This is a genomic window from Pseudomonas sp. FG-3G (assembly GCF_901007645.1).
Classification (GTDB): domain Bacteria; phylum Pseudomonadota; class Gammaproteobacteria; order Pseudomonadales; family Pseudomonadaceae; genus Aquipseudomonas; species Aquipseudomonas rhizophila.
On record NZ_CAAKGZ010000008.1, the window covers coordinates 19,247 to 45,755 of the forward strand.

Genomic DNA, 26,509 nt, shown 5'->3' on the forward strand with positions numbered 1-26,509 from the left:
GAATAACTTCTCTCGTTTGTGGGTTGAAGTTCCCGCAAAAGCCCTTATTTTAGGGAGGCCCCGTCACAGCGCTGTGCCAGCATCGTGGAATAACGCCACTTTCCTCACCATCGTTTCCGGGTAGAATGCTCGTTCGCATGCGGCCATGAGGGCTGCACGGGCGACTCACGGGGCCGCCCTCCATCCCTTTAGTGTGGAAGATCCTGCCGATATGTTTGCGCCTTTGTTAAAGAAACTTTTTGGAAGCAAGAACGAGCGTGAAGTCAAACGCATGCTCAAGACGGTACAGATCGTCAATGCCTTCGAAGAGCAAATGGTGGCCCTTTCGGACGATCAGTTACGCGCCAAGACTGCCGAATTCAAGGACCGCATTGCCAAGGGGGAAACCCTTGACCAGCTCCTGCCCGAAGCCTTCGCGGTTGCCCGTGAAGCCGGCAAGCGGGTGATGGGCATGCGTCACTTCGACGTTCAGTTGATCGGCGGCATGACCTTGCACGAAGGCAAGATCGCTGAAATGCGTACCGGTGAGGGCAAGACCCTGGTGGCGACACTGGCGGTATACCTCAATGCACTGTCCGGCAAGGGCGTGCATGTGGTGACGGTCAACGACTACCTGGCCCGCCGTGATGCCAACTGGATGCGCCCGCTGTATGAATTCCTCGGCCTGACGGTCGGCGTGGTCACGCCGTTCCAGCCACCGGAAGAAAAACGCACCGCCTACGCCTGCGATATCACCTACGGCACCAACAACGAATTCGGTTTCGATTACCTGCGCGACAACATGGCGTTCAGCATGGATGAAAAATTCCAGCGTGAACTCAACTTTGCCGTGATCGACGAAGTCGACTCCATTCTCATCGACGAAGCCCGTACCCCGCTGATCATTTCCGGTCAGGCCGAGGACAGTTCCAAGCTGTACATCGAGATCAACAAGCTGATCCCGCAGCTGGAACTTCACGTCGAAGAAGTCGAGGGTGAAGTGACCAAGGCCGGCCATTACACGGTCGACGAGAAGACCCGTCAGGTCGAACTCAATGAAGCCGGTCACCAGTTCATCGAGGAAATGCTCACCCGCGTCGGCCTGCTGGCCGAGGGCGAGAGCCTGTACTCGGCCCATAACCTGGGCCTGCTGACCCACGTCTATGCCGGCCTGCGTGCGCACAAGCTGTTCCATCGCAACGTCGAGTACATCGTCCAGGACGGCCAGGTCGTGCTGGTGGATGAGCATACCGGCCGGACCATGCCGGGCCGTCGTCTGTCCGAAGGCCTGCACCAGGCCATTGAAGCCAAGGAAGGTTTGAACATCCAGGCCGAAAGCCAGACCCTGGCCTCGACCACTTTCCAGAACTACTTCCGCCTGTACAACAAGCTGTCCGGCATGACCGGTACCGCCGACACCGAAGCGTTCGAATTCCATCAGATCTACGGCCTGCAAGTGATGGTGATCCCGCCTAACAAGCCGCTGGCCCGTAAAGACTACAACGACCTGGTGTTCCTCACCGCCGATGAGAAATACGCGGCGATCATCGCCGACATCAAGGAATGCATGGCCCAGGGCCGTCCTATCCTGGTGGGTACTGCCACGATCGAAACCTCCGAGCACATGTCCGCATTGCTCACCAAGGAAGGTATCGAGCACAAGGTCCTCAACGCCAAGTTCCACGAAAAAGAAGCCGAGATCATCGCCCAGGCCGGTCGCCCGGGTGCTCTGACCATTGCCACTAACATGGCCGGCCGTGGTACCGACATCCTGTTGGGCGGTAACTGGGAAGTGGAAGTCGCCAGCCTGGAAAACCCGACTCCCGAGCAGATCGCGCAGATCAAGGCCGACTGGCAGAAGCGTCATCAACAGGTGCTCGAGTCCGGCGGTTTGCAGGTGATCGCTTCCGAGCGTCACGAATCGCGTCGTATCGACAACCAGCTGCGTGGCCGTGCCGGTCGCCAGGGCGATGCCGGTTCCAGCCGCTTCTATCTGTCGTTGGAAGACAGCCTGATGCGTATCTTCGCCTCTGATCGGGTGAAGAACTTCATGAAGGCCCTGGGCATGCAGCCGGGCGAAGCGATCGAACACCGGATGGTCACCAACGCCATCGAGAAAGCCCAGCGCAAGGTCGAGGGCCGCAACTTCGATATCCGCAAGCAATTGCTGGAGTTCGACGACGTTAACAACGAACAGCGTAAAGTGATTTATCACATGCGTAACAGTTTGTTGGCCGCCGACAACATTGGCGAAACCATCGCAGATTTCCGCCAGGACGTGCTCAACGCAACCGTCAGCGCCCACATTCCGCCGCAGTCGCTGCCTGAGCAGTGGGATGTCGCCGGTCTGGAAGCTGCCTTGCAGAGCGACTTCGGCGTGGCGTTGCCGATCCAGCAATGGCTGGACGAAGACGATCACCTGTACGAAGAAACCCTGCGCGAGAAGCTGCTGGCCGAACTGATCGCCGCGTACAACGAGAAAGAAGACCAAGCCGGCGAAGAAGCGCTGCGCTCCTTCGAGAAGCAGATCGTACTGCGGGTGCTGGACGACTTGTGGAAAGACCACCTGTCGACCATGGATCACTTGCGCCATGGTATCCATCTGCGTGGTTATGCCCAGAAGAACCCCAAGCAGGAGTACAAGCGCGAGTCGTTCACGCTGTTCTCCGAGTTGCTGGATTCGATCAAGCGCGACTCGATCCGCGTGTTGTCCCACGTTCAGGTTCGCCGCGAAGACCCGGCCGAAGAAGAAGCCCGTTTGCGTCAGGAAGCCGAAGCCTTGGCCGCGCGCATGCAGTTCGAGCACGCCCCGGCCCCAGGCCTGGAAGTTGCCCAGGAGGAGGGCGCCGAGGTGGATGTTGCCTTGGCGACCGCGCCGGTACGTAACGAGCAGAAGCTGGGCCGCAACGAGCTGTGCTATTGCGGTTCGGGCAAGAAATACAAGCATTGTCACGGGCAGATTCAGTAACACCCGTTTCAAGCGCTGAACGACCCGCGCCGCGACCGGCTTTCAGCCGTCGCGGCGTTTTGCCATTTTGATTCGCCGTCTCGATTAAGGCGGTGTCGATTTATCTATTTAGGAGCGCATTCATGGCTGTTGGTCTTGGTCCGTTGCCAACGTTGCACCCGGTTGCCGGTTTTGAACTCGGTATCGCCTCGGCGGGCATCAAGCGCCCAGGGCGCAAGGATGTCGTGGTCATGCGCTGCGCCGAAGGCTCGACGGTTGCCGGCGTGTTCACCCTCAACGCCTTTTGCGCCGCGCCGGTCATCCTGGCCAAGCAACGCGTGCAGGGGCCGGTGCGTTACCTGCTGACCAACACCGGTAACGCCAACGCCGGCACCGGCGCGCCAGGCCTGGCCGCCGCCGAACGCACCTGCGCCAAGCTGGCCGAGCTGACCGGCGTCGACGCCAGCCAGGTGCTGCCGTACTCCACCGGGGTGATCGGCGAACCGCTGCCGGTCGAGAAGATCGAAGGCGCGTTGCAGGCCGCTCTGGATGACCTGTCGGAAAACAACTGGGCCGCTGCCGCCACCGGCATCATGACCACCGACACACTGCCCAAAGGCGCGAGCCGCCAGTTCCAGCACGATGGCGTGACTGTCACCGTCACCGGCATCAGCAAAGGCGCCGGCATGATCCGCCCGAACATGGCGACCATGCTTGGCTACATCGCCACTGACGCCAAAGTCTCCCGGCAGGTGCTGCAAGACCTGATGCTCGACGGCGCCAACAAGTCGTTCAACCGCATCACCATCGACGGCGACACCTCCACCAACGACTGCTGCATGCTGATCGCCACCGGCAAGGCCGACCTGCCGGAAATTACCGAAGCCAGCGGTGCGCTGTTTGCCGCCCTGAAGCAGGCGGTATTCGAAGTCTGCATGGAAGTGGCCCAGGCCATCGTCCGTGACGGCGAAGGCGCGACCAAGTTCGTGACCGTGCAGGTCAACGGTGGCGGCAACCATCAGGAATGCCTGGATGTCGGCTACACCGTGGCGCACTCGCCGCTGATCAAGACCGCGCTGTTCGCCTCCGACCCGAACTGGGGCCGGATCCTCGCCGCCGTCGGCCGTGCCGGTGTGCCGGACCTGGACGTGAGCAAGATCGACGTGTTCCTCGGTGAAGTCTGCATCGCCAGCCAGGGCGCACGCGCCGCCACCTACACCGAGGCCCAGGGCGCGGCGGTGATGCAGCAGGAAGAAATCACCATTCGTATCGAGCTGGGACGTGGTGATTGCAGCGAAACGATCTGGACGACTGACCTGTCCCACGAGTATGTGAAGATTAACGCGGAATATCGGACTTAACAGTTCGGGACCGAGTTGCTGCCATCGCGAGCAGGCTCGCTCCCACAGGGATTGGTTGGGTGACCTGGACGTGTTCACACCACCGATCCATTGTGGAAGCGAGCTTGCTCGCGATGGCGCCAGTACAGCTTCCACAACACCCCAAGAAAGGATTCCAGACTTGAGCCTGCACCTGATCATCGGCGACAAACACCTTTCCTCCTGGTCCTTGCGCGGTGCGCTGGCCCTGGCGTTGACCGGCGCAAAGTACACCGAAGAGCTGGTCAGGCTCGACCAACCGGACACCCGTGAGAAACTGCTCAAGTATTCAGCCACCGCCAAAGTCCCGTTGCTCAAGACCGAATTCGGTGTGATCGCCGACTCCCTGGCGATTGCCGAATACCTGGCTGAACAGTTTCCAGATGCGGGCCTCTGGCCCAGGGACGTCGCGGCCCGGGCTCAGGCACGTTCGGCCTGTGCACAAATGCACAGCGGTTTTTTTGCTATCCGCAGCCACATGCCGTTTGACCTGCTGCGCGATGCGCCGCTAGTGCCCATGCCGGCGGAGGTTCAAGCGGAAATCCAGCGGATGCTGGCACTGTGGGCCGAATGCCGTGCGGCGGCTACTGAAGCCGGGCCCTACCTGTTTGGCCGCTTGAGCCTGGCCGATGTGTTCTTCGCGCCGGTGGCCGTGCGCTTGCGCACCTATCAGGTGGCGTTGCCCGAGGTCGATGCGGCCTATGTCGAAACTATCTATCAATGGCCGGCGTTCAAGGCGTGGCAACAGGCCGGCCTGGAGGAAACAGCGCGGTGAAACGAGTCCATGTAGCGGCGGCGGTCATTCGTGACGCTGCCGGCAAAATCCTGATCGCCCGACGGGCCGACACCCAGCACCAGGGTGGCCTTTGGGAGTTTCCCGGTGGCAAGGTCGAGGCGGATGAGTCCGTCGAAACCGCCCTGGCCCGCGAACTTCATGAGGAGCTGGGCATTGTCGTCGTCGCCGCCCGGCCGTTGATCAAGGTGCGTCACGATTACCCGGATAAACAGGTGATGCTGGATGTCTGGGAAGTCTCGGCGTTCACCGGCGAGCCTCACGGTGCCGAAGGGCAGCCATTGGCCTGGGTCACGGCCCGGGAGCTTTTGAACCATGAGTTCCCGGCGGCCAACCAGCCGATCATCGCGGCGGCTCGTTTGCCCGGCGAATATTTGATCACCCCTGAAGGCCTCGAAACGCCGCAGTTGCTGCGCGGCATGCAAAAGGCTATCGCCGGCGGGATCAAACTGGTCCAGCTGCGCGCGCCCAACGGCTACGACCCGAAGTACCGCGATCTGGCGGTGGATGCGGCAGGTTTGTGCGCCGGCAAGGCCCAGTTGATGCTCAAGGGGCCTTTCGAATGGCTGGGGGATTTCCCGTCCGCCGGCTGGCACATTACCGCCGCGCAATTGCGCAAGCATGCTGCGGCCGGTCGTCCTTTTGGCAAAGACCGTTGGTTGGCGGCGTCCTGCCACAACGCCGAGGAGCTGTCCCTGGCGCAGCAGATGGACGTGGACTTCGTGACGCTCTCGCCGGTGCAACCGACCCAGACCCATCCCGAGGCCCAACCGCTGGGGTGGGAAGAGGCTTCGCGGTTGATCGAGGGCTTCAACAGGCCGGTGTATCTGTTGGGCGGGGTGGGGCCTGACGAACGGCAGCAAGCCTGGGCCGCTGGGGCGCAGGGTGTGGCGGGGATTCGGGCGTTTTGGCCTGGGCCTTGATTGGGTGGGGTGTTCGCGGGCCTCATCGCGAGCAGGCTCGCTCCCACATGGGATTTATGGTGTAACCAGTATCCATGTCACGCAACAGATTCTCTGTGGGAGCGAGCCTGCTCGCGATGAGGTCCTGACAGGCGACCCAGCTCAACTCTCGGGCTTGGCCGCCGCCACCCACAGCACCTCAGCCACCCCTTGCCGCCGGGCAATGACCCGCGCCGCGACGAATAACAGATCCGACAACCGATTGATATACGCCAGCCCCGGCCCGGCCAGTGGCTCCACGGCGTTCAACTGCTGACAACGGCGTTCGGCGCTACGGGCCAGGCTGCGGCAGACGTGGGCCTGGGCGATCAGTGTCGAGCCACCGGGCAGGATGAAATTCTCCAGCGGCCCGACTTCTTCGTTCCATGCATCGATGGCTGCTTCCAGGCGCTCGACTTCCAGCATGTTCAAGGCCTGATAAGCCGGCATCGCCAGTTCACCGCCCAGGTCGAACAGTCGATGCTGACAAGGCGCCAAGACCTCGATCAGCTCCTGTAGCGCCGGATATTCAGCTGCCTCTACCGCGAGGCTGGCGAGCAACAATCCCAACTGACTATTGAGCGTGTCCACCTCGCCAATGGCCTCGACCCGTGGATGGTCCTTGGCTACACGGCGACCATCCCCCAACCCGGTCTCACCTTTGTCGCCGGTGCGGGTGTAAATCTTCGACAGGCGAAAACCCATGTTCAGCGCTCCAGTTGTTTGTGTTCCTGCGGCACCATTGAGGTGCCGGTCAATGGCAGGCGCAAGGTGAAGCAGGTGCCCTGGCCCGGCGCCGACTGCACTTCCATCTGGCCCTTGTGATTATTGGTGATGATGAAATACGACACCGACAGCCCCAGCCCGGTCCCTTGGCCGATTTCCTTGGTGGTGAAGAACGGCTCGAAGGTGCGTTTGCGTACGTTCTCGCTCATGCCGATGCCGTTGTCCTCCACCTGGATCTCTGCCCACGGTGGGTTCAGCCGCGTGCGCAGAATAATGCGCCCGGGTTCGCTGTCGTCCTGGCGTTGATGGATCGCCTGGGCGGCGTTTTTCAGCAGGTTGAGCAGCACCTGCTCCAGCTCGTTGGCGGTGCCGGGCACCGGGCCCAGGTTGGGGTCGAACTGCCGGATGATCGCCTGGCCCTTGAAATCGAAACCGATTGCCAGGTCGAAGTCGTTGCCGGCGATCTCCACCGCCTGGTCGATCAGTGCCGGCAGGTCGCAGGGGGCCATCTGCCGGGTGCTGCGCCGGCTGAAGCTGAGCATGTGGGTGACAATTTTCGCCGCCCGGGCGCCGGCCTGCTGGATGCCGTCAAGCAACTGCGGGATTTCCCGGCTTTGCAGGTAAAGGTTCACCCTCTGCAGTTCGATATTCAGTTGTTCGGCCTGTTCGATGTTCTTCGGCAGTTCCGGCGACAGACGTCGGCGGATGTTTTGCACGTTGTGCAGGATGGCTCCCAGCGGGTTGTTGATTTCATGGGCCATGCCCGCCGCGAGGCCGCCGACCGAGAGCATCTTCTCCGATTGCACCATCATTTCTTCTAGCGACAGGCGCTGGGTGATGTCATCGATGCGGATCACCACGCCGCGCCCGGCGCCGCCCATCAGTGGATAGAAGGTGAGGGCGTAGTGCCGGGCCTCGTCATCCTTGGTCCAGGTGACGCGTTCGATCTTCGCCACCGTGTGCTGTTCGACCGTTTGCTTGAGCTGCGGCAGGTAAGGCTTCAGCGGTTCGAAGGCGAGGAAGATCGGCTGGTTCAGCGCCTCGTCCAGGCGTGTGCCGGAGAGGGCGCTGGCTTCCTGGTTCCATTGGGTGACGTAGAGCTGTTCGTCGAGGGCGATCAGGGCCGAGGGCATGGAATCGATAATGCTGTTGAGGTAGTTCTGGAAACCGGTGAGCTTTTTCTCGATCTTGCTGCGCACCTGGACTTCCAGTTCCAGTTTGCGATTGGTGTGGCGGGTTTCTTCCGCCAGGCCCTGGGCCTGGTCGTAGGCAGCCTGGGAATCGTCCCGCGCGCGCTTGAGTTGCTGCTCCCGGGCTTCGATCCGCGAGAGCATGGTGTTGAACGCCTCGGCCAGGCTGCCGATTTCGTCGTGGTTGCCGCGGGCGGCGCGCAGGGAATAGTTCTCCTCGCGGGTGACCTGGCGCGACAGTTCCTCGAGCTGATGAATCGGCTGGGTGATCAGGCGTTTGATCTGCTGGGCAATGACCAGCCAGAGCAACACGCTGAAGATCAGGATGCCGAGGCTGGCGGTCAGGGTGCCGGTGTAGAACGCCGTCGGCAGTTCGCTGCTGGCCACCAGCAACAGATGACCCGGCGCCGTCCCCGGGCGGGGCAGGGTGATGACCTGATTGCTGCGAAACTCACTGGCTTGCCACGCCTGCATGTGGCGGTAATGGTCCGGCAGCTTGAGCTTTTCGCCCTGTTGCAGTTGCGCCAGGCGTGCGCCCTCGCCGTCATACAACGCAGCGGCCCGCAACGGCGCGTAGCTGTTGAGTTCATCCAGCAGGCGCTGGGCGGTCTGGGGCGACTGCAGGGCATCGGCGATCAGGCTCGGGTTGGCCACCAGCCGACCGATGGTCTGCAGGGCCTGGGGCGCCATGCTTTCCTGGGAAATGTAATAGGCGGCGCTGATAAAGGTCAGGTTGGCCACCAGCAGGACGGTGGTCAACAACACCAGCAGGGCGGCCAGCAGTTTCTGGCCGACCGGGAGGTTTTCAAGGCGCTGGCGCAATGGCATCGGACTCTTCGTTAAAAAGGAACACGAGGGCCAGCGTAGCCGCTGCTCAGTCGCCGGGCAATCCGAGGTTGTTCAAGTGGGCAATCAGTCGCTGCCGCAATTGTTCCAGGTGTGGCACCGGTAACCGGTGGCGCTCGGCAACCTTGCAAGCGTGGCCGAGCAGGTAGCTGATTTCGGTGCGGCGGCCATGGGCGACGTCCTGGTACATCGAGGAGTAGTTGGCGGCGGTGGCCTGGATGACCCGTTCGACTTCCGGCTGCAAGTCTTCGGCCGCCATGGGCTGGCCGCAGCGTTCCAGCAGGTCCGTGAGTTCCGCGCAGAGGGTCGCCACTTCGCAGTGATGCGCCTGCAGGCCGCCGTTCTTGCAGTGGTGCAGGACGGTCAGAGGGTTGATGGCACAGTTGAGCGCCAGTTTGCGCCAGAGCCGGGTGAGGATGTCAGCCGTCCATTCGTGGGGTATGGCGGCGGCGGTGAGGTCGTCCAGCCAGATCGGTGCCACCGGGTGCGCGGGGTCACCCAGCCAGGTGTAGCCGTGGCCGGCAAACACCACGCGCCAGTCACCGTCGCGGAATGCCCCTTCGGTACTGGAGGCACTGATGCAACGGGCCTGGGGAACACGATTGGCGACTGCGTCCTGACTGCCGAGGCCGTTCTGTAGCAGGATCAGTTCCGCGTCGGCGCTCAGGCGATGAGCCACAGAAGCCACGGCCGCTTCGGCGTCATAGGCTTTGCAGGCCAGGAGCAGGCGTTTGATCGGCTCGGGGGCGTCGGCTGTTTGCCCGGGGACCGGGTAATGTTGGGCCTGGCCCTGTTCCACCAGCGTCAGACCGCCGGCGGCCCGATAGGCCTGCAAGCGTTGTTCATTGCGCAGTACCAGCCGCACCGGCAAACCGGCCCGGGCCAGGCGCGTCGCCCACAACGTACCGAGGCTGCCGGCCCCCAGGACATGCCAGGTAGTAGGCATCAGTTTTTTACTCGGTTTGGCGCAGGCATCTGGGGGCTCGCAGTGTCGACAGGAAAAGACCCGTTATAATGAGCCCGATTTTAACCACAAGCCAAGCACGCGCCTTTGTCACGGGCGCGTCTTTTTTATTGGAGAACACTACATGCCGTCATTCGACGTGGTATCCGAACTGGACAAACACGAAGTCACCAACGCCGTTGAAAACGCCGTCAAGGAACTCGACCGTCGTTATGACCTCAAGGGCAAGGGCAGTTTCGAGTTCAAGGAGAAGGACCTGACCGTCAACCTGACCGCCGAGGCCGACTTCCAGCTTGAGGCAATGATCGAGATCCTCAAGCTGGCCCTGGTCAAGCGCAAGATCGACGTTCAGTGCCTTGAGGTCAAGGACGCCTATGCCTCGGGCAAGCTGATGAAGCAGGAAGCCGTGCTCAAGGAAGGCATCGACAAGGAACTGGCGAAGAAAATCGTTGCTCATATCAAGGACGCCAAGCTCAAGGTGCAAGCCGCCATCCAGGGCGAGCAAGTGCGCGTCACCGGCAAAAAGCGTGATGACTTGCAGGAAGCCATCGCGGCGCTGCGGGGCAAGGAATTCGGCATGCCTTTGCAGTTCAATAACTTCCGCGACTGACACCCGGTGCACAGAGGCATTGTGGGGAGCGGGCAAACGCTCTTTTCACAATGCTTCGCCCGGTCTTTCGTGGTTACGGCAATAGAAGGAGAGGTAGATGGACTTGAACGCTGAAGTGGACAACTTGATCAAGGTGTCCGAGGCCTGGATCCCCATGATCATGGAGTATGGCAGCCGGGTGCTGCTGGCGGTGGTTACGCTGGCCATTGGCTGGTGGCTGATCAACAAGGTAACCCGCAAACTCGGCGGGCTGTTGGCACTGCGCAATGCCGACCTGGCGCTGCAAGGGTTCATCAGCAACCTGGCGAACATCATCCTCAAGATCCTGCTGATCGTCAGCGTGGCGTCGATGATCGGCATTGAAACCACCTCGTTCATCGCGGCCATCGGTGCGGCAGGCCTGGCGATCGGCCTGGCATTGCAGGGCAGTCTGGCGAACTTCGCCGGTGGTGTGTTGATTCTGTTGTTCCGCCCGTTCCGCATCGGTGACTGGATCGAAGCTCAAGGCGTGGCCGGTACGGTCGACAGCATCCAGATCTTCCACACCGTGATTCGCACCGGTGACAACAAAACTGTCATCGTGCCCAACGGCAACCTGTCGAATGGCATCATCACCAACACCAATCGCCAGCCGACCCGCAAAGTCGTGTTCGATGTCGGCGTGGATTACCAGGCCGACCTGCAAAAGGCTCGCGAAGTGTTGTTGGAGCTGGCCAAGGAGGAGCGTGTACTGGCCGATCCAGCGCCGGAAGCGGTGATTTCGACCTTGGGCGACAGTTCGATCACGGTGTCGTTGCGGGTATGGGTCAAAACGGCCGATTACTGGAGCGTGATGTTCATGTTCAATGAACAGGCCCGGGATCGTTTGAAGGACGCGGGGATTGATATTCCGTTTCCACAGCGGGTTATTCGTATGGTCCACGAAGGGGCTGCGCAGTAACGCTTTGAATGCATGAGCTGATTGTTAGTTAGCTTGCTAATTACGAAGTTGCTTTTAAGCTGACTTGTAATGGGCACAAAAAAACCGCTCACCTGGATCAGGTGAGCGGTTTTTTATTTGTTGCCGGTGTAACTATCGAATGACCGCTGAATTACAAGATGCTCAGAGGGTATTCGACGATGATGCGGAAGTCATTGTTGTCGTTGCCGTTGATGGCATTGTAAGAGCTGTTAGTGCGGTAGAACGCGCTACGCAGGCGGAAAGACAAGTCTTTGGCTGGACCGCTTTGCATGACGTATTTGGTTTCGAAGTCCCACTCGTGCTCTTTGCCTTCTTCACCGCCAGTCTCAATGTTGTCACCGGTGATGTACCGAGTCATGAAGCTCAGGCCAGGAACGCCGTAGGTCTTCATGTTCAGGTCGTAGCGAGCCTGCCAAGAGCGCTCGTCTGCGCCGTTGAAGTCGGAGTATTGGACCGAGTTGGCGAGGAAGATAGTACCGTTGCCGTCGGCGCCGTAAACGTAGCCGGTATCGCCGGTGGAGCGCTGGTGAGCCAGGGTGAACTTGTGGGCACCGATGGAATAGGCAGCTGCGAGGGACCAGATGCGGTTGTCAACGTCGCCGCTGAGCTTCTGACCTTGATCCTTGCTGTCATAGCCGTTGAAGTCGAAGTTAAGAGACTGATCTTCGTTGATCGGCAGCGTGTAGTTCAGGTTGATGTATTTCTTTTTGTAGTGGTCTTCAACGTCGGAAGCTGCTACGCCAGCTACAAAATTCTCGGTGAATTGGTAGGTTGCACCAGCGATATCAGCGGATTTCAGGCCGGTGCCGTTGATGCTGTCGTGACCCATGTGGTTCTGTCCGCTTATCGCGGTAAACCGACCAGCGCTCAGTTCCAGTCCTTCGATTTCTTTGCTGGTGATCATGGTGCCTGTGGCGACTTCCGGCAGCAGACGGCTGTCGTCGGTGGCGAGAACAGGGCTGGCAACGTATTGGCTGCCGTATTTAAGGACTGTGTCAGAGAGACGGAACTTGACCGCGCCACCACCAATGGATTGGGTGTCTTCTGGTCGGCCTTCGCTATCGTTACCGAACATGCCGTTACCGGTACGGCCACGACCACTGTCCAGTTTGACCATGCTGTTGACCAAGGCATCTACACCGAAACCAACGGTGCCTTGGGTGAAGCCGGACTCGTACGTGGCGCGCACGGCAAGGCCGGTTTCTTCACGATAACTTTGCGAAGCACTAGAGTTGTTTTTGAAATCACGATTCATGTACAGCATACGGGTCAGAACGTTCAGGCTCTGATCTTCAAAAAAGCCCTTGGATTCTTCCTGGGAAGAGGCCATTGCGAACTGCGAGGTACTGGCCGAAACAGCCAGTGCGATCATGCTCCACTTCATCACGCGCATCGTGATTTGCTCCTTTGGTTTTTAGAAGAGTCTTGCCGTCCCACCTGTTTTTTTATCTGGGCGGCTCTTTCTTTTTGTGTCGGCGCGAACTTATATCACGACGACATTCATTGGCGATACTTGCCCATCCAATCTTTCAGCTTCTTTACGACCCTGTCGCCAATGGCTCGATCCATGTCGTATTTGGGCTGTTCCGGCGCAATCGGACTCACAACTCGAAGTTGCTTCTTTTTTCCGGCGTCGGTGTAAAGACTCCTTTGTTACTGCGCTTGAAGCTCCCTGTGGGCAACCTTGCCACTTTATTTATAGGCCCGCAGGTTTTCGCTTCCGGCGATGCCCTGCAGGCGATATGGGGATGAATGCAACAAGCATGCTCAAACCCGTTTTTTGTTCACGTTTTTTTCACATTCTCCCTGCTGGCACGGTGAAACCTCATGAAACCGGGCTCCAAAGGCCTTGTTTTAATTAGGGTTGACTGCTGTGTCGCTCTCGTGTTTAGAACCGCTAAACGCTGCGAGACAACCAAAAACGTTACCGGTTCACCCTCTCAGTGAGTAGATCACGGATGCTTCGTGCACTGAGCGTAGACGCGTTGTGCTGTTTTGGTGCAAAAAATCTCTACCTTGTACGAAAATTTTACAGGCTCAGTGCAAAAGGCAGTGCTCGCAGCGCCCGTCTCAGGCCTATGTGTTACCGGCCGCGCTGAGTTGGTGCGCGTACTGGAAAAAAAGCATCGGACAGGGTCATGACAGTACGCAGTGAACCCTTCGACGTTCAAGGGTATGCTGCGGCTCTATGTCCCCCTCAGGCCCGCTGAGTCGGGCAAAAACGATAACCAGCGAGGAGTGCGCGCGGTGTTTGCTTTAGATCCACAACTGCAACAAGACACGTTAGTCATGGGTGACTTCCCGCTGTGCCGGTTGCTCTTGTCCAACGATTCCAATTACCCGTGGTTCATCCTCGTGCCGCGACGGGAAAATATCAGCGAATTGTTTCAATTGGATGACGCCGACCAGCGGCAGCTGTGGAAGGAAACCACGGCCCTGGCCGAAACCCTCAAGGACTCCTTCAATGCTGACAAGCTGAACGTTGCAACCTTGGGTAACGTCGTCAGTCAGTTGCACATGCACGTCATCGTGCGCAAGCGTGATGACGCGGCCTGGCCAGCGCCGGTCTGGGGCAAACACCCGGCCAGGTCGTATACTGCTGAACAGGTGAAGGTCATTCGCGACCGATTGCGAGCGGCCTTGACCGATGATTTCAAGTTTCTGGAGGGCTGAACCATGAACCTTGAAGAGCGTGTAACGGATCTGGAAAGCCGCCTGGCGTTTCAGGATGACACCATCCAGGCATTAAATGACGTGCTGGTGGAGCAGCAACGAGTGGTCGAGCGTCTGCAGCTGCAAATGGCCGCGTTGCTCAAGCGCCAGGAAGAGATGGCCGGGCAATTTGAAACCTTCGAAGAAGAAGCGCCTCCGCCTCACTACTGACCGACCGGAACGACAGGCAATAAAAAACCGCGAGCAGCCTGGCTGCATCGCGGTTTTTTACGCTTGGGATCAGCGGCGCGGTAGCGCGGCGATCACATCTTCGGCCTGCAGGCCTTTGTCGCGGTTCATCACGGAGAACTCCACGCGCTGGCCTTCGACCAGGACGCGGTGGCCTTCACCACGAATGGCTCGGAAATGCACAAAAATGTCATCGCCGGAGTCGCGGGAGATGAAACCGAACCCCTTGGAGGTGTTGAACCACTTCACGGTGCCGGTATCGCGGTTGGACATGTCGTAGTTTTGCGGTGCGGCGGCCGGTGACGACTTCTTGTAGAAGCTGACAGCCAGGTGCAATGCCACGGCGAGCAGTGACGCGGCCAGGCTGAACAGCACGGCCGGTTGACCGGCGATTTGCGGCATGGGTGCCAGCAGGGTCAGGGTTTGCAGGGCAACGGCCAACACCAGCAAGGCGCTGACCAGGTTTTGCAGTTGATGGCGTGGGCCTTTGTTCCAGTAGGGGATAACAGGTGCAAGGGTCAGGTTGAGCAGGCCGAAAAAGGCCAGGTAAAGCGCATCGGGATGTTGCAGGTAAGGCGTGGCTTCGGAACCCAGGCTAGGGATGAAGGACAGCAGCAGGGCAGCTGCGCCCATTAGCAAGTGGACGATTTTCAACATTTTGATTGACTCACGGTTAAGACGGATCACAAGGAAGAGCTGATCGGGACGGTTCGCTTCGGAACAATAGAGAGGCGTTGGACACATTCCCGAATCAGCCTATGCGCCATGCCCGGAAAAATAGGCGTAGCGACACACTGCCTATTTAACAGCAAAGCCCCGACCTTCTCAAACCCGTTACGGGGGGCGGACCGCGCTGTTCGTCGGCGCAAGGTGTCAGGCAAGGACGTGAAATCTCCCGCCTCGTCGGAACCGTCCGGTGTTGCGGCTTGTCGTTTCAGGAGGGCTGGCGATTTGTCGCAGGCTGGCGGCGGTAACACCGGCTAGAGTGCAAGGGCCGCTGTCGAATTCATCACCGCAGGAGATCAACCAACATGGCCATTGATATCGGGATCAGTGAAGAAGATCGCAAATCCATCGTCGAGGGGCTTTCACGGCTGCTGTCGGACACTTACGTTCTGTACCTCAAGACCCATAATTTTCACTGGAACGTCACGGGGCCGATGTTTCGCACCCTGCACCTGATGTTCGAGGAGCAATACAACGAACTGGCGCTGGCGGTGGACCTGATTGCCGAACGCATTCGTGCCCTCGGCTTTCCTGCGCCGGGCGCTTACGCCGTGTATGCACGCTTGTCTTCTATCAAGGAAGAAGAAGGCGTGCCTGGCGCCGAAGACATGATCCGCCAGTTGGTCGAGGGTCAGGAAGCCGTGACGCGTACGGCCCGTAGCATCCTTCCTTTATCGGACAAGGTCAGTGACGAACCGACCACCGATCTGCTGACCCAGCGCATGCAGGTCCATGAAAAAACCGCATGGATGTTGCGCTCGCTGCTGGAAGACCGGTAAGCGCCGGGCCGGGCGATGACGGAGGGGCTGGCATTATCGCTGGCCCTTTGTGTAGGACGTCGTAATTCGTCGCCTGCCTGCTGCTGGCTTGTCCTACGCCGATGGTCATAAAGTCATCTGGAACTGGCGATGCCGTTGAGCTTCCATAGAGCCACAGATTGGTTGTTCCAATTGAGAGGTTCGTATGGCAAAGGAGTGTCAACGGTATGATTCAAGGAAAAGAAACCGGGGAGGGTGTGCATGGGCGCTTTCAGCCCATTACCATCGACCCGTTCGTCCGGGGGTTCGACATGCAGCTGGCCCGGCCCCTGTCCCGATCGATCCGCCTGAACGGGTTCGCCACCTGTCTTCGGCTCGAGCAGGTCTATTGGGATATTCTCGGTAACATGGCCCAGCTCAACAGCTGTTCCATCAGTACTCTGCTGTCCCATGTGGACCGGGAAGTGCACCTGCGCCATGGCGGGGTACGCAACTTCAGCGGTTTAGTGCGCGTGGTTTGCGTGGTGCACAGTTTGAAGGAGGCAGGGACGGAGGTCGTGGGGCGTCATTGGCGTGATGAATGCGTGGCGCCTGTCAGTGGCTGAGACCGACCGGTAACGGCCTGTGCCGTCTTACGGCTGCACAGGCCGCATTTAATGGATATAATCCCGCTCTTTGCCGCAAAGCCCAGCCTTTGCGCGAGTAACCTGATCGCCGAGACAACCCCCATGCCGATGTACGACTATCAATGTGCTTCCTGTGGTCATCAGATGGAAGCCATTCAAAAGATCAGCGCGGCACCGCTGGTCGACTGCCCTGCCTGTCAGGCGCCGGAACTGAAAAAGATGCTGTCCATGCCAGGTTTCCGCCTCGGTGGCACCGGCTGGTATGAAACCGACTTCAAGACCGGCGCCAAGAAGAACCTGGCCGGTGGCGACAAAGCTGACTGAGTTGAACACGCGCGAGCTCTTGCACGGGCAGGGCCTCCAACCGAATTTCGAATTACGAGAAGTGAAACCACTACCATGATGCGCAGCCATTATTGCGGCCAACTGAACGAAAGCCTGGAAGGTCAGGAAGTTACTCTTTGCGGATGGGTCCATCGTCGCCGTGACCATGGCGGGGTGATTTTCCTCGATATCCGTGATCGTGAAGGCCTGGCTCAGGTAGTGTTCGATCCGGACCGCGCTGAAACCTTCGCCACCGCCGACCGCGTGCGCAGCGAATACGTAGTCAAGATCACCGGCAAGGTACGCCTGCGTCCGGCCGGTGCCGGCAACGCCAACATGGCCTCGGGCATGATCGAAGTGTTGGGCTACGAGCTGGAAGTGCTCAACGAAGCGGAAACCCCGCCGTTCCCGCTCAACGAATACTCCGACGTGGGCGAAGAAACCCGCCTGCGCTATCGCTTCATTGACCTGCGTCGCCCGGAAATGGCCGAGAAGCTGCGTCTGCGTTCGCGCATGACCACCAGCATCCGTCGTTACCTGGACGAGAACGGCTTCCTCGACGTCGAGACGCCGATCCTGACCCGCGCCACGCCGGAAGGTGCTCGCGACTACCTGGTGCCAAGCCGTACCCACCCCGGCAGCTTCTTCGCCTTGCCGCAATCGCCGCAGTTGTTCAAGCAACTGCTGATGGTGGCCGGCTTCGACCGCTACTACCAGATCGCCAAGTGCTTCCGCGACGAAGACCTGCGTGCCGACCGTCAGCCTGAGTTCACTCAGATCGACATCGAGACCAGCTTCCTCGACGAAAAAGACATCATGGGCCTGACCGAAGGCATGATCCGCAACCTGTTCAAGGAAGTGCTGGGTCTGGAATTCGGCGAGTTCCCGCACATGACCTTCGAAGAGGCCATGCGCCGCTACGGTTCCGACAAGCCGGACCTGCGTAACCCGCTGGAACTGGTGGACGTGGCCGATCAGCTCAAGGAAGTCGATTTCAAGGTGTTCAGCGGCCCGGCCAACGACCCGAAATGCCGGATCGCGGCCCTGCGTGTGCCAGGCGGGGCAAGCATGCCGCGCAAGCAGATCGACGACTACACCAAGTTCGTCGGCATCTACGGTGCCAAGGGGTTGGCGTACATCAAGGTCAACGAGCGCGCGGCGGGTGTTGACGGCCTGCAATCGCCGATCGTGAAAAACATCCCTGAAGCCAACCTGAACGTGATCCTCGATCGCGTGGGCGCGGTTGATGGCGACATCGTGTTCTTCGGCGCTGACAAGGCCAAGATCGTCAGCGAAGCCTTGGGCGCGCTGCGCATCAAGCTGGGTCACGATCTCAAGCTGCTGACCTGCGAATGGGCGCCGATGTGGGTCGTCGACTTCCCGATGTTCGAAGAGAACGACGACGGCAGTTTCTCCGCGCTGCACCACCCGTTCACCGCGCCGAAGTGCTCGCCTGAGGAGTTGGAGGCCAACCCGGCCACCGCTCTGTCACGCGCTTACGACATGGTCTTGAACGGCACCGAGCTGGGTGGCGGTTCGATCCGTATCCATCGCAAGGAAATGCAACAGGCGGTCTTCCGTCTGCTGGGCATCAGTGAAGCGGAACAGGAAGAGAAATTCGGCTTCCTGCTCGATGCTCTGAAGTACGGTGCACCGCCCCACGGTGGCCTGGCCTTTGGCCTGGACCGCCTGGTGATGCTGATGACCGGCGCCCAGTCGATTCGTGAAGTGATCGCGTTCCCGAAAACCCAGAGCGCGGCCGATGTCATGACCCAGGCTCCGGGTGTAGTGGATGCCAAGGCACTGCGCGAGTTGCACATCCGTCTGCGTGAACAGCCAAAGGCTGAGTAAGGCCGACACCTGAAGGCGCATCTTCGGATGCGCCTTTTCATTGGGGTCGATATTTCTGGTTGCCGGCTACTGTGCGAGTGCAGGGCGGGCAATGTTGCAAAGAGAAACCGGAGCGAGTTATGGCAGGTCATTCCAAGTGGGCGAACATCAAGCACCGCAAAGAACGTCAGGATGCCAAGAGGGGCAAGATATTCACCAAGTGGATCCGTGAGCTGACGGTCGCTGCCCGCCAGGGTGGCGGTGATCCGGGCTCCAACCCGCGCTTGCGCCTGGCCCTGGACAAGGCGCTGGGGGCGAACATGAGTCGCGACATCATCGACCGCGCTATCGCCCGCGGCGCGGGTGCGACCGAAGCCGATAATGTGGAAGAGCTGACCTACGAGGGTTACGGCCCCGGTGGCGTAGCGGTGATGGTCGAGTGCATGACCGACAACCGCAACCGCACCGCCGCCGCCGTGCGTCACGCCTTCAGCAAATGCGGGGGCAACTTGGGCACCGACGGTTCGGTGGCGTACCTGTTCGAGCGCAAGGGGCAGATCAGCTTCGCGCCGGGCCTCGATGAAGATGCCCTGACGGAGGCGGCCCTGGAAGCCGACGCCGATGACGTGGTCAGTCATGAAGACGGTTCCTTCGACGTGTTCACCTCGTTCGCCAGCTTCTACGCCGTGCGCAATGCCCTGGAGGCTGCCGGTTTCAAGCCGGCCGACGCGGAAATCGTCATGCAGCCGACCACCAGCGCCGAACTGGACCTGGAGGGTGCCGAGAAGGTGCTCAAGCTGATCGACATGCTCGAAGACCTGGACGATGTGCAGAATGTCTACTCTAACGCGGACATTCCGGAGTCGGTGGCTGAACAGCTTGGCTGAGAAGGCTTGTTCAAATATTGACGATTGCGAATGACCAAAATGTGGGAGCGAGCTTGCTCGCGATAGCGGTATTTCAGTCAACGCTGTGCTTGCTGATCCGACGCCATCGCGAGCAAGCTCGCTCCCACAGGCCTGAATAACTCCCCTCAAACCGCAGGCGTTATGACTTTAATCCTTGGTATCGACCCCGGTTCGCGCATCACCGGCTACGGCGTGGTTCGTGATACCGGGCGCGGCTGCGTGTACGTCGCGTCAGGTTGTATCCGCACCGGTGCCGGTGAGTTGCACGAGCGCTTGCAGATCGTTTATCGCGGCGTGCGTGAAGTCATCCAGACCTACGGCCCGGTCACCATGGGCATTGAAAAGGTCTTCATGGCGCGTAACGCCGATTCTGCCCTGAAGCTGGGGCAGGCTCGTGGGGCGGCCATTGTGGCCGGTGCCGAGGAAAACCTGGAAATCGCCGAATACACCGCGACCCAGGTCAAGCAGGCAGTCGTTGGAACGGGCGCGGCGAACAAGGAACAGGTGCAAATGATGGTGATGCATCTGCTGAAACTGGTCAGCAAGCCGCAGATCGATGCCTCCGACGCCCTGGCCATCGCCATTTGCCATGCCCATACCCGTTCCAGCCTGTTGCCGCATGGCCTGGGAGCCGCACGCAGTCGTGGCGGGCGCCTGCGTCTCTGATAGCATCAGCGCAATCTTTCGTGAGCCCGAGCATTTTGCGCCTGTGTCGTCGGCCTCCATGCTCCGGCCGTTACTCGCCAGCCCACGGCTGGCCTACGCCCAAGGATCTGAAACGTGATTGGACGCTTGCGCGGCACCCTGGCTGAAAAACAGCCGCCGCACCTGATTCTGGATGTAAATGGCCTGGGTTATGAGCTGGAAGTGCCCATGACCACCTTGTATCGCTTGCCGTCGGTCGGTGAACCGCTGACGCTGCACACCCATTTGGTCGTGCGCGAGGATGCCCAGTTACTCTATGGCTTCGTCGGCAAGCGCGAGCGGGATTTCTTCCGCGAGCTGATTCGTCTCAACGGCGTCGGCCCGAAACTGGCCCTGGCCTTGATGTCGAGCCTGGAAGTCGACGAACTGGTGCGCTGCGTGCAGTCCCAGGACACTTCGGCCCTGACCAAGGTGCCAGGTGTCGGCAAGAAAACCGCCGAGCGCCTGTTGGTTGAGCTCAAGGACCGTTTCAAGGCCTGGGAAGCGGTGCCGGCCATGTTCGCGCTGGTGCCTAACCAGCCGGACGCGCCAGCGCCCGCGGCCAGCGCGGAAAACGATGCGGTCACCGCACTGATCTCCTTGGGCTACAAGCCGCAGGAGGCCAGCAAGGCGATTTCCGCTATCAAGGAAAAAGGCTTGAGCACCGAAGACATGATTCGTCGTGCCCTGAAGGGAATGATTTAAGTGATTGAAGCCGATCGTCTGATCGCCGCCACGGGTGCCCCCCGTGACCGTGAAGAAGTACAAGACCGTGCGATTCGTCCCGTCAGTCTGGCCGATTACATCGGTCAGCCGGCGGTCCGCGAGCAAATGGAACTGTTTATCCAGGCGGCCCGTGGGCGCAGCGAGTCTCTGGACCATACCTTGATCTTCGGCCCACCCGGTTTGGGCAAGACCACCCTGGCCAACATCATCGCCCAGGAGATGGGCGTGTCGATCAAGAGCACGTCCGGGCCGGTCCTCGAGCGTCCGGGTGACCTGGCGGCGCTGCTGACCAATCTTGAGCCCCATGATGTGCTGTTCATCGACGAAATCCACCGGCTGTCGCCGATCGTCGAGGAAGTGCTGTACCCGGCGATGGAAGATTTCCAGCTCGACATCATGATTGGCGAGGGGCCGGCGGCCCGTTCCATCAAGCTCGATCTGCCGCCGTTCACCCTGGTGGGCGCCACGACCCGTGCGGGCATGTTGACCAACCCGCTGCGGGACCGTTTCGGTATCGTCCAGCGCCTGGAGTTCTACAACAACGCCGATCTGGCGACGATCGTCGGCCGCTCGGCCGGCATTCTCGGGTTGCCGCTGGATCCGGATGGCGCTTATGAGATCGCCCGACGGGCGCGGGGTACGCCGCGGATCGCCAACCGGCTGTTGCGTCGGGTCCGGGATTTTGCCGAAGTCCGCGCCAAGGGCCACATCACCAAACCGATTGCCGACCTGGCGTTGAACCTGCTGGACATCGACGAGCGTGGTTTCGACCACCAGGACCGGCGCCTGCTGCTGACCATGATCGAGAAGTTCGACGGCGGTCCGGTGGGCGTGGACAGCCTGGCGGCGGCCATCAGCGAAGAGCGCCATACCATCGAAGATGTGCTGGAACCGTACCTGATCCAGCAGGGCTACATCATGCGCACCCCTCGCGGGCGTGTGGTGACGCGTCACGCCTATCTGCATTTCGGCTTAAACATCCCGACACGAATGGGTGAGATGCCGGTGGTAGACGAATTCCTCGATGCCGTGGACGATTGAACGACCTCTGTGCAGCGACTTTTTTCAGGTTCGTGCTGTCCCAGACGACACCCGGAGCGTCATTGCATTTCGAGAATGAAAAAACAGTTGCCTGGCCGATTGGCAACCTGAGGAGTAAGCACTAGAGTATGCGCGCGCAAAACGGGCTGGAGTCGTTCGCACATCGCTGTCGCGTTTATTACGAGGACACCGATGCCGGCGGCATCGTTTACTACGTCAATTACCTCAAGTTTATGGAACGGGCTCGAACCGAACGGCTGCGGGAACTGGGTTTTGCCCAATCCGCGCTGGTGGGAGAGGACCTGTTATTCGTCGTGCATTCCAGCGAAGCGCGCTACCACGCGCCGGCGCGACTGGACGACGAGCTTCTGGTAAGTGCCGATGTCATCGAATTGAACCGTGTCAGCCTGCGCTTCAAGCAGCAGGTCAGGCGGGCTACGGATAATGCGCTGCTCTGTGAAGGGCAGTTTCTGGTGGCCTGTGTGCGCACCCATAGTTTGAAACCCCGGGCCATTCCCGAAGCTCTACGTGCGGCCTTTGCCGGCGTGAGCGGCGCCGGTACATACTCAGAGCAGGAGATAAAGCGTGGAAGCTAACGTCGTCGACCATTCCTCCATGTGGAGCCTGGTCAGCAATGCCAGCGTTGTGGTGCAGTTGGTAATGCTGATCCTGGTAGCCGCATCGGTGACCTCATGGATCATGATCTTTCAGCGCAGCAACATGCTGCGCGCCGGTCGTCGAGCCCTGGAGAGCTTCGAGGAGCGCTTCTGGTCCGGTATCGACCTGTCCAAACTCTACCGCCAGGCCGGCAGCAACCCGGACCCGGACTCGGGGGTCGAGCAGATCTTCCGTGCCGGCTTCAAGGAATTCTCCCGTCTGCGCCAGCAACCAGGCGTGGATCCTGAGGCGGTGATGGAAGGGGTGGCCCGTGCCATGCGCGTCGCCATCTCCCGCGAGGAAGAAAAACTCGAGCAAGGCCTGCCGTTCCTGGCCACCGTTGGTTCGGTCAGCCCGTACATCGGCCTGTTCGGTACCGTGTGGGGGATCATGAACTCCTTCCGTGGCCTGGCCACTGCCCAGCAAGCGACCCTGGCCACCGTGGCCCCGGGTATTGCCGAGGCACTGATTGCCACCGCCATCGGTCTGTTCGCGGCCATCCCGGCTGTTATCGCCTACAACCGCTTTGCTGCCCGCAGCGAAACGCTGACCAGCCGTTACTACACCTTCGCCGATGAATTCCAGGCGATCCTGCACCGCAAAGTGCACACCAGCGAAGAATAAGCAGGTATTTCCCAATGGCTTTAATCGCTCGAGCCCGAAAAAAGCGCAAGCCGGTTGCCGAGATGAACGTGGTGCCCTACATCGACGTGATGTTGGTGCTGCTGGTCATCTTCATGGTGACCGCGCCGATGCTCAATCAGGGCGTGAAGGTTGATCTGCCCAAGGTTTCCAGTGAAGCCTTGCCGCAGGACAACGACACCCAGGTCCTGACCATTTCGATCAAGGCTGACAAGACCTACTACTGGAACCTTGGCAGCGAAGTCGACACCGAGAAGCAGCAGGACCGGGCCATGACCTTGCCGCAGATGACCGATGCGGTGACCAAGATCATCAACGCCGGCAACAGCAACGGCAAACGCACCCAGGTCTTCATTCGCGGCGACAAGACCGTCGACTACGGTGCGGTGATGGGCGCCATGGGCGGCCTGCAGAAAGCCGGGGTCGGTAATGTTGGCTTAATCACTGAGGCGCCCTGATGCAGCAACAGCGAGAGCCGTCCGCCTCGGAAAGCTACTTCTGGCCTAGTGTCTGGGCAATTGGCCTGCATGTGCTGGTGTTTGGCATGCTGTTCGTCAGTTTTGCCATGACGCCGGAGCTGCCGCCGGCCAAGCCGATCGTGCAGGCGACCCTGTATCAGCTCAAGTCCAAGAGCCAGGCCACCACGCAGACCAACCAGAAGCTTGCCGGTGAGGCGAAGAAATCCGCCGCGCGCCAGACCGAAGTCGAGCAGATGGAGCAAAAGAAGGTCGAGCAGGAAGAGATAAAAGCTGCGGAACAAAAGAAAGAGCAAGCGGCTCAAAAGGCCGAAGAAGCCAGGAAGGCTGACGAAGCCAAGAAGGCCGACGAGGCGAAGAAAACCGCCGAGGCCAAAAAGGCCGAAGAAAAGAAACTGGCTGATATAGCCAAGAAAAAATCCGAAGAAGAAGCCAAGAAAGCCGCTGAAGAAGAGGCCAAGAAAGCGGCCGCTGAAGAAGCGAAGAAAAAGATTGTCGAGGACGCGAAGAAAAAAGCGGCCGAAGACGCCAAGAAGAAAGCTGAAGCTGACGAGGCGAAAAAGAAAATCGCCGAAGACGCGAAGAAGAAAGCCGCCGCCGACGCCGCCAAGAAAAAGGCTCAGGACGCAGCGCGTAAATCCGCCGAAGAGAAAAAGGCCCAGGCCTTGGCAGATTTGCTTTCCGACACGCCGCAGCGCCAGCAGGCATTGGCTGATGAGCAGGGCGATGAAGTCGCCGGCAGTTTCGATGATTTGATTCGCGCCCGAGCGGCAGAAGGCTGGGCTCGTCCACCTTCGGCACGCAAAGGCATGACTGTAGTATTGCAAATCGGCATGTTGCCCGACGGTACGGTTACCTCGGTCAGCGTGGCCAAGTCCAGCGGTGATGGCCCGTTCGACGCTTCGGCGGTCGCAGCGGTCAAGAACATTGGACGATTGACGGAAATGCAAGGAATGAAACCGAGCGATTTTGCTCCCTATCGTTCATTCAAGATGACATTCACACCTGAGGATCTAGCCTTGTGAGAAACCTTCTTCGATCAATGCTGGTCGTTATCTGCTGCCTGGCAGGGATAGCGGTAGCAGAGGAAAAGAACATTCTGGTCACCAGCGGCAGCGATCGGGCGACCCCGATCGCCGTCGTACCGTTCGGCTGGCAGGGCGGCAGCGTCCTGCCGGACGACATGGCGGAAATCATCGGTAATGACCTGCGCAACTCGGGTTATTACGCGCCGATTCCGAAGCAGAACATGATCAGCCTGCCGACCCAGGCCAGCGAAGTCATCTATCGCGACTGGAAAGCCCTGGGCGCCCAGTACCTCATGGTCGGCAACATCGTGCCGGCCGGTGGTCGCCTGCAGGTGCAGTACACCCTGTTCAACGTCGCCACCGAACAGCAAGTGCTGACCGGCAGTGTGTCGGGCAGCGTCGATCAACTGCGTGACATGGCGCACTACATCTCCGACCAATCGTTCGAGAAACTCACCGGCATCAAGGGTGCGTTCTCTACCCGCATGCTTTATGTGACGGCCGAACGCTTCTCTGAGAAAAACACTCGTTACACCTTGCAGCGTTCAGACTATGACGGCGCTCGTGCAGTGACCCTGCTGCAATCGCGCGAGCCGATCCTGTCGCCGCGTTTCGCTCCCGATGGCAAGCGCATCGCCTATGTCTCGTTCGAACAGAAGCGCCCGCGTATTTTCATGCAGCACATTGACACCGGTCGCCGTGAGCAAATCACCAACTTCGAAGGCCTGAACGGTGCGCCAGCCTGGTCGCCGGACGGTACGCGCCTGGCATTCGTGCTGTCCAAGGACGGTAACCCGGACATCTATGTGATGAACCTGGCTTCGCGGGCGATTTCTCGCGTGACCAACGGTCCCGGCATCAACACCGAACCGTTCTGGGGCAAGGATGGCTCGACCATCTACTTCACCTCCGACCGTGGCGGCAAGCCGCAGATCTACAAGACCAGCGCCAGTGGTGGTGGTGCCGAGCGCGTAACGTTCGTCGGTAACTACAACGCCAACCCTAAACTGTCGGCGGACGAAAAGACCCTGGTGATGATCCATCGCCAGGATGGCTTTACCAATTTCAAGGTGGCGGCTCAGGATCTGCAGCGCGGTAGTGTAAAGATCCTCACTGATAGCACTCTGGACGAGTCACCTACTGTTGCGCCCAACGGCACCATGGTAATCTACGCCACCCGCCAGCAGGGCCGGGGAGTCTTGATGCTCGTGTCCATTAATGGACGCGTGAGGCTCCCGCTTCCTACCGCACAAGGCGAAGTCAGAGAACCGTCCTGGTCCCCTTACCTGAACTGACGCGGCGCAATACGTTTTACTTAACACACTGGGGTTCATTAGGAGTTTCACGATGGAAATGCTGAAGTTTGGTAAATTTGCTGCGCTGGCTCTGGCCATGGCTGTAGCTGTAGGTTGCTCGTCCAAAGGCGGCGACAACGCCGGTGAAGGCGCTGTTGATCCAAACGCTGGTTACGGCGCTAACACTGGTGCAGTTGACGGCTCCCTGAGCGAAGAAGCTGCTCTGCGCGCAATCACCACCTTCTACTTCGAATACGACAGCTCGGACCTGAAGCCAGAAGCCATGCGCGCTCTGGACGTTCACGCCAAAGACCTGAAGTCGAACGGCGCTCGCGTTGTTCTGGAAGGCAACACCGACGAACGTGGTACTCGTGAGTACAACATGGCACTGGGCGAGCGTCGTGCGAAAGCCGTTCAACGCTACCTGGTACTGCAAGGTGTTTCCCCAGCTCAGCTGGAACTGGTTTCCTACGGCGAAGAGCGTCCAGTTGCTACCGGCAACGACGAGCAGTCCTGGGCTCAAAACCGTCGCGTCGAACTGCGTAAGTAAT

27 protein-coding genes are annotated in these 26,509 nt (G+C 59.7%); 22 read left to right on the forward strand and 5 right to left on the reverse strand.

The annotated features are described in order from the left end of the window. Positions 1–211 precede the first annotated feature (211 nt). The 4 genes from secA (at position 212) to PSEUDOMOFG3G_RS03950 (ending at position 6,021) form a co-directional block, all read left to right on the forward strand. Entirely contained in the window at positions 212–2,947 is a 2,736-nt protein-coding gene (secA, locus tag PSEUDOMOFG3G_RS03935) for a preprotein translocase subunit SecA (protein WP_047227085.1), read from the forward strand. A gap of 122 nt (positions 2,948–3,069) precedes the next feature. Continuing rightward, positions 3,070–4,287 carry a bifunctional glutamate N-acetyltransferase/amino-acid acetyltransferase ArgJ gene (gene argJ, locus PSEUDOMOFG3G_RS03940; RefSeq protein ID WP_047227084.1) on the forward strand — a complete coding sequence of 406 codons (1,218 nt, stop codon included), beginning with the start codon at positions 3,070–3,072 and terminating at the stop codon, positions 4,285–4,287. Positions 4,288–4,447: 160 nt separating this feature from the next. Further along, positions 4,448–5,080, forward strand: coding sequence for a glutathione S-transferase family protein (locus tag PSEUDOMOFG3G_RS03945; RefSeq protein ID WP_047227083.1), 633 nt, complete (start codon positions 4,448–4,450; stop codon positions 5,078–5,080). After that, complete coding sequence (locus PSEUDOMOFG3G_RS03950) at positions 5,077–6,021, forward strand: Nudix family hydrolase (protein ID WP_139049276.1); 945 nt, start codon at positions 5,077–5,079, stop codon at positions 6,019–6,021. The genes PSEUDOMOFG3G_RS03945 and PSEUDOMOFG3G_RS03950 overlap by 4 nt, the downstream gene beginning before the upstream one ends. 141 nt (positions 6,022–6,162) lie before the next feature. On the opposite strand, the gene PSEUDOMOFG3G_RS03955 is transcribed toward PSEUDOMOFG3G_RS03950, so the two are convergent. From PSEUDOMOFG3G_RS03955 to PSEUDOMOFG3G_RS03965, 3 genes are read right to left on the reverse strand one after another with little or no spacing between them, the layout of a single operon-like run. Then, positions 6,163–6,744 carry a cob(I)yrinic acid a,c-diamide adenosyltransferase gene (locus PSEUDOMOFG3G_RS03955; protein ID WP_047227081.1) on the reverse strand — a complete coding sequence of 194 codons (582 nt, stop codon included), beginning with the start codon at positions 6,742–6,744 and terminating at the stop codon, positions 6,163–6,165. A 2-nt stretch (positions 6,745–6,746) separates the two neighbouring features. Beyond that, positions 6,747–8,783: a HAMP domain-containing sensor histidine kinase gene (locus PSEUDOMOFG3G_RS03960; RefSeq protein WP_047227080.1), complete on the reverse strand. Its 2,037-nt coding sequence runs from the start codon at positions 8,781–8,783 to the stop codon at positions 6,747–6,749. A gap of 46 nt (positions 8,784–8,829) precedes the next feature. After that, positions 8,830–9,747, reverse strand: coding sequence for a putative 2-dehydropantoate 2-reductase (locus tag PSEUDOMOFG3G_RS03965; RefSeq protein ID WP_139049277.1), 918 nt, complete (start codon positions 9,745–9,747; stop codon positions 8,830–8,832). Between the two features lie 142 nt (positions 9,748–9,889). Between PSEUDOMOFG3G_RS03965 and PSEUDOMOFG3G_RS03970 the strand changes: the two genes are divergently transcribed. Both PSEUDOMOFG3G_RS03970 and PSEUDOMOFG3G_RS03975 read left to right on the forward strand, forming a co-directional pair. Next, positions 9,890–10,375 carry a YajQ family cyclic di-GMP-binding protein gene (locus PSEUDOMOFG3G_RS03970; RefSeq protein WP_003205057.1) on the forward strand — a complete coding sequence of 162 codons (486 nt, stop codon included), beginning with the start codon at positions 9,890–9,892 and terminating at the stop codon, positions 10,373–10,375. Between the two features lie 97 nt (positions 10,376–10,472). Further along, positions 10,473–11,315: a mechanosensitive ion channel family protein gene (locus tag PSEUDOMOFG3G_RS03975; RefSeq protein WP_139049278.1), complete on the forward strand. Its 843-nt coding sequence runs from the start codon at positions 10,473–10,475 to the stop codon at positions 11,313–11,315. 151 nt (positions 11,316–11,466) lie between these two features. Here the strand turns inward: PSEUDOMOFG3G_RS03975 and PSEUDOMOFG3G_RS03980 are convergent, their stop codons facing one another. Beyond that, positions 11,467–12,729 carry an OprD family porin gene (locus PSEUDOMOFG3G_RS03980; RefSeq protein ID WP_139049279.1) on the reverse strand — a complete coding sequence of 421 codons (1,263 nt, stop codon included), beginning with the start codon at positions 12,727–12,729 and terminating at the stop codon, positions 11,467–11,469. An 854-nt stretch (positions 12,730–13,583) separates the two neighbouring features. Between PSEUDOMOFG3G_RS03980 and PSEUDOMOFG3G_RS03985 the strand changes: the two genes are divergently transcribed. Continuing rightward, positions 13,584–14,009 carry an HIT domain-containing protein gene (locus PSEUDOMOFG3G_RS03985; protein WP_076383691.1) on the forward strand — a complete coding sequence of 142 codons (426 nt, stop codon included), beginning with the start codon at positions 13,584–13,586 and terminating at the stop codon, positions 14,007–14,009. Positions 14,010–14,012: 3 nt separating this feature from the next. Beyond that, a complete protein-coding gene (locus tag PSEUDOMOFG3G_RS03990; RefSeq protein WP_047227075.1) occupies positions 14,013–14,219 on the forward strand; it encodes a SlyX family protein in 207 nt (68 codons plus the stop codon). 69 nt (positions 14,220–14,288) lie between these two features. Here the strand turns inward: PSEUDOMOFG3G_RS03990 and PSEUDOMOFG3G_RS28225 are convergent, their stop codons facing one another. After that, positions 14,289–14,894: a cold-shock protein gene (locus PSEUDOMOFG3G_RS28225; protein WP_047227074.1), complete on the reverse strand. Its 606-nt coding sequence runs from the start codon at positions 14,892–14,894 to the stop codon at positions 14,289–14,291. Positions 14,895–15,268: 374 nt separating this feature from the next. On the opposite strand from PSEUDOMOFG3G_RS28225, the gene PSEUDOMOFG3G_RS04000 reads away from it, so the two are divergent. The 14 genes from PSEUDOMOFG3G_RS04000 (at position 15,269) to pal (ending at position 26,508) form a co-directional block, all read left to right on the forward strand. Continuing rightward, positions 15,269–15,742, forward strand: a complete 474-nt coding sequence (locus PSEUDOMOFG3G_RS04000; RefSeq protein WP_047227073.1) for a Dps family protein — start codon at positions 15,269–15,271, stop codon at positions 15,740–15,742. A gap of 206 nt (positions 15,743–15,948) precedes the next feature. Beyond that, on the forward strand, positions 15,949–16,326 hold the full coding sequence (locus PSEUDOMOFG3G_RS04005; RefSeq protein WP_139049280.1) for a ribbon-helix-helix domain-containing protein: 378 nt from the start codon (positions 15,949–15,951) through the stop codon (positions 16,324–16,326). 123 nt (positions 16,327–16,449) lie between these two features. Beyond that, positions 16,450–16,671: an FmdB family zinc ribbon protein gene (locus PSEUDOMOFG3G_RS04010; protein ID WP_003178589.1), complete on the forward strand. Its 222-nt coding sequence runs from the start codon at positions 16,450–16,452 to the stop codon at positions 16,669–16,671. A gap of 75 nt (positions 16,672–16,746) precedes the next feature. After that, positions 16,747–18,522: an aspartate--tRNA ligase gene (gene aspS, locus PSEUDOMOFG3G_RS04015; RefSeq protein WP_047227071.1), complete on the forward strand. Its 1,776-nt coding sequence runs from the start codon at positions 16,747–16,749 to the stop codon at positions 18,520–18,522. 119 nt (positions 18,523–18,641) lie between these two features. After that, positions 18,642–19,388: a YebC/PmpR family DNA-binding transcriptional regulator gene (locus tag PSEUDOMOFG3G_RS04020; protein ID WP_018614256.1), complete on the forward strand. Its 747-nt coding sequence runs from the start codon at positions 18,642–18,644 to the stop codon at positions 19,386–19,388. 162 nt (positions 19,389–19,550) lie between these two features. After that, positions 19,551–20,075 carry a crossover junction endodeoxyribonuclease RuvC gene (gene ruvC, locus PSEUDOMOFG3G_RS04025; protein WP_030140802.1) on the forward strand — a complete coding sequence of 175 codons (525 nt, stop codon included), beginning with the start codon at positions 19,551–19,553 and terminating at the stop codon, positions 20,073–20,075. Between the two features lie 114 nt (positions 20,076–20,189). Beyond that, complete coding sequence (ruvA, locus tag PSEUDOMOFG3G_RS04030; protein ID WP_047227070.1) at positions 20,190–20,798, forward strand: Holliday junction branch migration protein RuvA; 609 nt, start codon at positions 20,190–20,192, stop codon at positions 20,796–20,798. Next, complete coding sequence (gene ruvB, locus PSEUDOMOFG3G_RS04035; protein WP_047227069.1) at positions 20,799–21,860, forward strand: Holliday junction branch migration DNA helicase RuvB; 1,062 nt, start codon at positions 20,799–20,801, stop codon at positions 21,858–21,860. A gap of 128 nt (positions 21,861–21,988) precedes the next feature. After that, positions 21,989–22,456, forward strand: a complete 468-nt coding sequence (ybgC, locus tag PSEUDOMOFG3G_RS04040) for a tol-pal system-associated acyl-CoA thioesterase (protein WP_047227068.1) — start codon at positions 21,989–21,991, stop codon at positions 22,454–22,456. Then, positions 22,446–23,141, forward strand: coding sequence for a protein TolQ (tolQ, locus tag PSEUDOMOFG3G_RS04045; RefSeq protein WP_047227067.1), 696 nt, complete (start codon positions 22,446–22,448; stop codon positions 23,139–23,141). The genes ybgC and tolQ overlap by 11 nt, the downstream gene beginning before the upstream one ends. 23 nt (positions 23,142–23,164) lie before the next feature. Then, positions 23,165–23,617, forward strand: coding sequence for a protein TolR (gene tolR / locus PSEUDOMOFG3G_RS04050; protein ID WP_160893274.1), 453 nt, complete (start codon positions 23,165–23,167; stop codon positions 23,615–23,617). After that, positions 23,617–24,660: a cell envelope integrity protein TolA gene (tolA, locus tag PSEUDOMOFG3G_RS04055; protein WP_076383694.1), complete on the forward strand. Its 1,044-nt coding sequence runs from the start codon at positions 23,617–23,619 to the stop codon at positions 24,658–24,660. Before tolR ends, tolA begins: the two co-directional genes overlap by 1 nt. Further along, a complete protein-coding gene (gene tolB, locus PSEUDOMOFG3G_RS04060; protein WP_092393294.1) occupies positions 24,657–25,958 on the forward strand; it encodes a Tol-Pal system beta propeller repeat protein TolB in 1,302 nt (433 codons plus the stop codon). The genes tolA and tolB overlap by 4 nt, the downstream gene beginning before the upstream one ends. Positions 25,959–26,010: 52 nt before the next feature. Next, a complete protein-coding gene (gene pal, locus PSEUDOMOFG3G_RS04065; RefSeq protein WP_003205029.1) occupies positions 26,011–26,508 on the forward strand; it encodes a peptidoglycan-associated lipoprotein Pal in 498 nt (165 codons plus the stop codon). Position 26,509: the final 1 nt, after the last annotated feature.

What these genes read in the sequence shown, in the direction of transcription:
- secA (WP_047227085.1), top strand. Translation starts at nt 212, where the DNA reads ATGTTTGCGCCTTTGTTAAAGAAACTTTTTGGAAGCAAGAACGAGCGT.
- argJ (WP_047227084.1), top strand. Translation starts at nt 3,070, where the DNA reads ATGGCTGTTGGTCTTGGTCCGTTGCCAACGTTGCACCCGGTTGCCGGT.
- PSEUDOMOFG3G_RS03955 (WP_047227081.1), bottom strand. Translation starts at nt 6,744, where the DNA reads ATGGGTTTTCGCCTGTCGAAGATTTACACCCGCACCGGCGACAAAGGT.
- PSEUDOMOFG3G_RS03960 (WP_047227080.1), bottom strand. Translation starts at nt 8,783, where the DNA reads ATGCCATTGCGCCAGCGCCTTGAAAACCTCCCGGTCGGCCAGAAACTG.
- PSEUDOMOFG3G_RS03965 (WP_139049277.1), bottom strand. Translation starts at nt 9,747, where the DNA reads ATGCCTACTACCTGGCATGTCCTGGGGGCCGGCAGCCTCGGTACGTTG.
- PSEUDOMOFG3G_RS03970 (WP_003205057.1), top strand. Translation starts at nt 9,890, where the DNA reads ATGCCGTCATTCGACGTGGTATCCGAACTGGACAAACACGAAGTCACC.
- PSEUDOMOFG3G_RS03975 (WP_139049278.1), top strand. Translation starts at nt 10,473, where the DNA reads ATGGACTTGAACGCTGAAGTGGACAACTTGATCAAGGTGTCCGAGGCC.
- PSEUDOMOFG3G_RS03980 (WP_139049279.1), bottom strand. Translation starts at nt 12,729, where the DNA reads ATGCGCGTGATGAAGTGGAGCATGATCGCACTGGCTGTTTCGGCCAGT.
- PSEUDOMOFG3G_RS03990 (WP_047227075.1), top strand. Translation starts at nt 14,013, where the DNA reads ATGAACCTTGAAGAGCGTGTAACGGATCTGGAAAGCCGCCTGGCGTTT.
- PSEUDOMOFG3G_RS28225 (WP_047227074.1), bottom strand. Translation starts at nt 14,894, where the DNA reads ATGTTGAAAATCGTCCACTTGCTAATGGGCGCAGCTGCCCTGCTGCTG.
- PSEUDOMOFG3G_RS04000 (WP_047227073.1), top strand. Translation starts at nt 15,269, where the DNA reads ATGGCCATTGATATCGGGATCAGTGAAGAAGATCGCAAATCCATCGTC.
- PSEUDOMOFG3G_RS04005 (WP_139049280.1), top strand. Translation starts at nt 15,949, where the DNA reads ATGATTCAAGGAAAAGAAACCGGGGAGGGTGTGCATGGGCGCTTTCAG.
- PSEUDOMOFG3G_RS04010 (WP_003178589.1), top strand. Translation starts at nt 16,450, where the DNA reads ATGCCGATGTACGACTATCAATGTGCTTCCTGTGGTCATCAGATGGAA.
- aspS (WP_047227071.1), top strand. Translation starts at nt 16,747, where the DNA reads ATGATGCGCAGCCATTATTGCGGCCAACTGAACGAAAGCCTGGAAGGT.
- PSEUDOMOFG3G_RS04020 (WP_018614256.1), top strand. Translation starts at nt 18,642, where the DNA reads ATGGCAGGTCATTCCAAGTGGGCGAACATCAAGCACCGCAAAGAACGT.
- ruvC (WP_030140802.1), top strand. Translation starts at nt 19,551, where the DNA reads ATGACTTTAATCCTTGGTATCGACCCCGGTTCGCGCATCACCGGCTAC.
- ybgC (WP_047227068.1), top strand. Translation starts at nt 21,989, where the DNA reads ATGCGCGCGCAAAACGGGCTGGAGTCGTTCGCACATCGCTGTCGCGTT.
- tolA (WP_076383694.1), top strand. Translation starts at nt 23,617, where the DNA reads ATGCAGCAACAGCGAGAGCCGTCCGCCTCGGAAAGCTACTTCTGGCCT.
- pal (WP_003205029.1), top strand. Translation starts at nt 26,011, where the DNA reads ATGGAAATGCTGAAGTTTGGTAAATTTGCTGCGCTGGCTCTGGCCATG.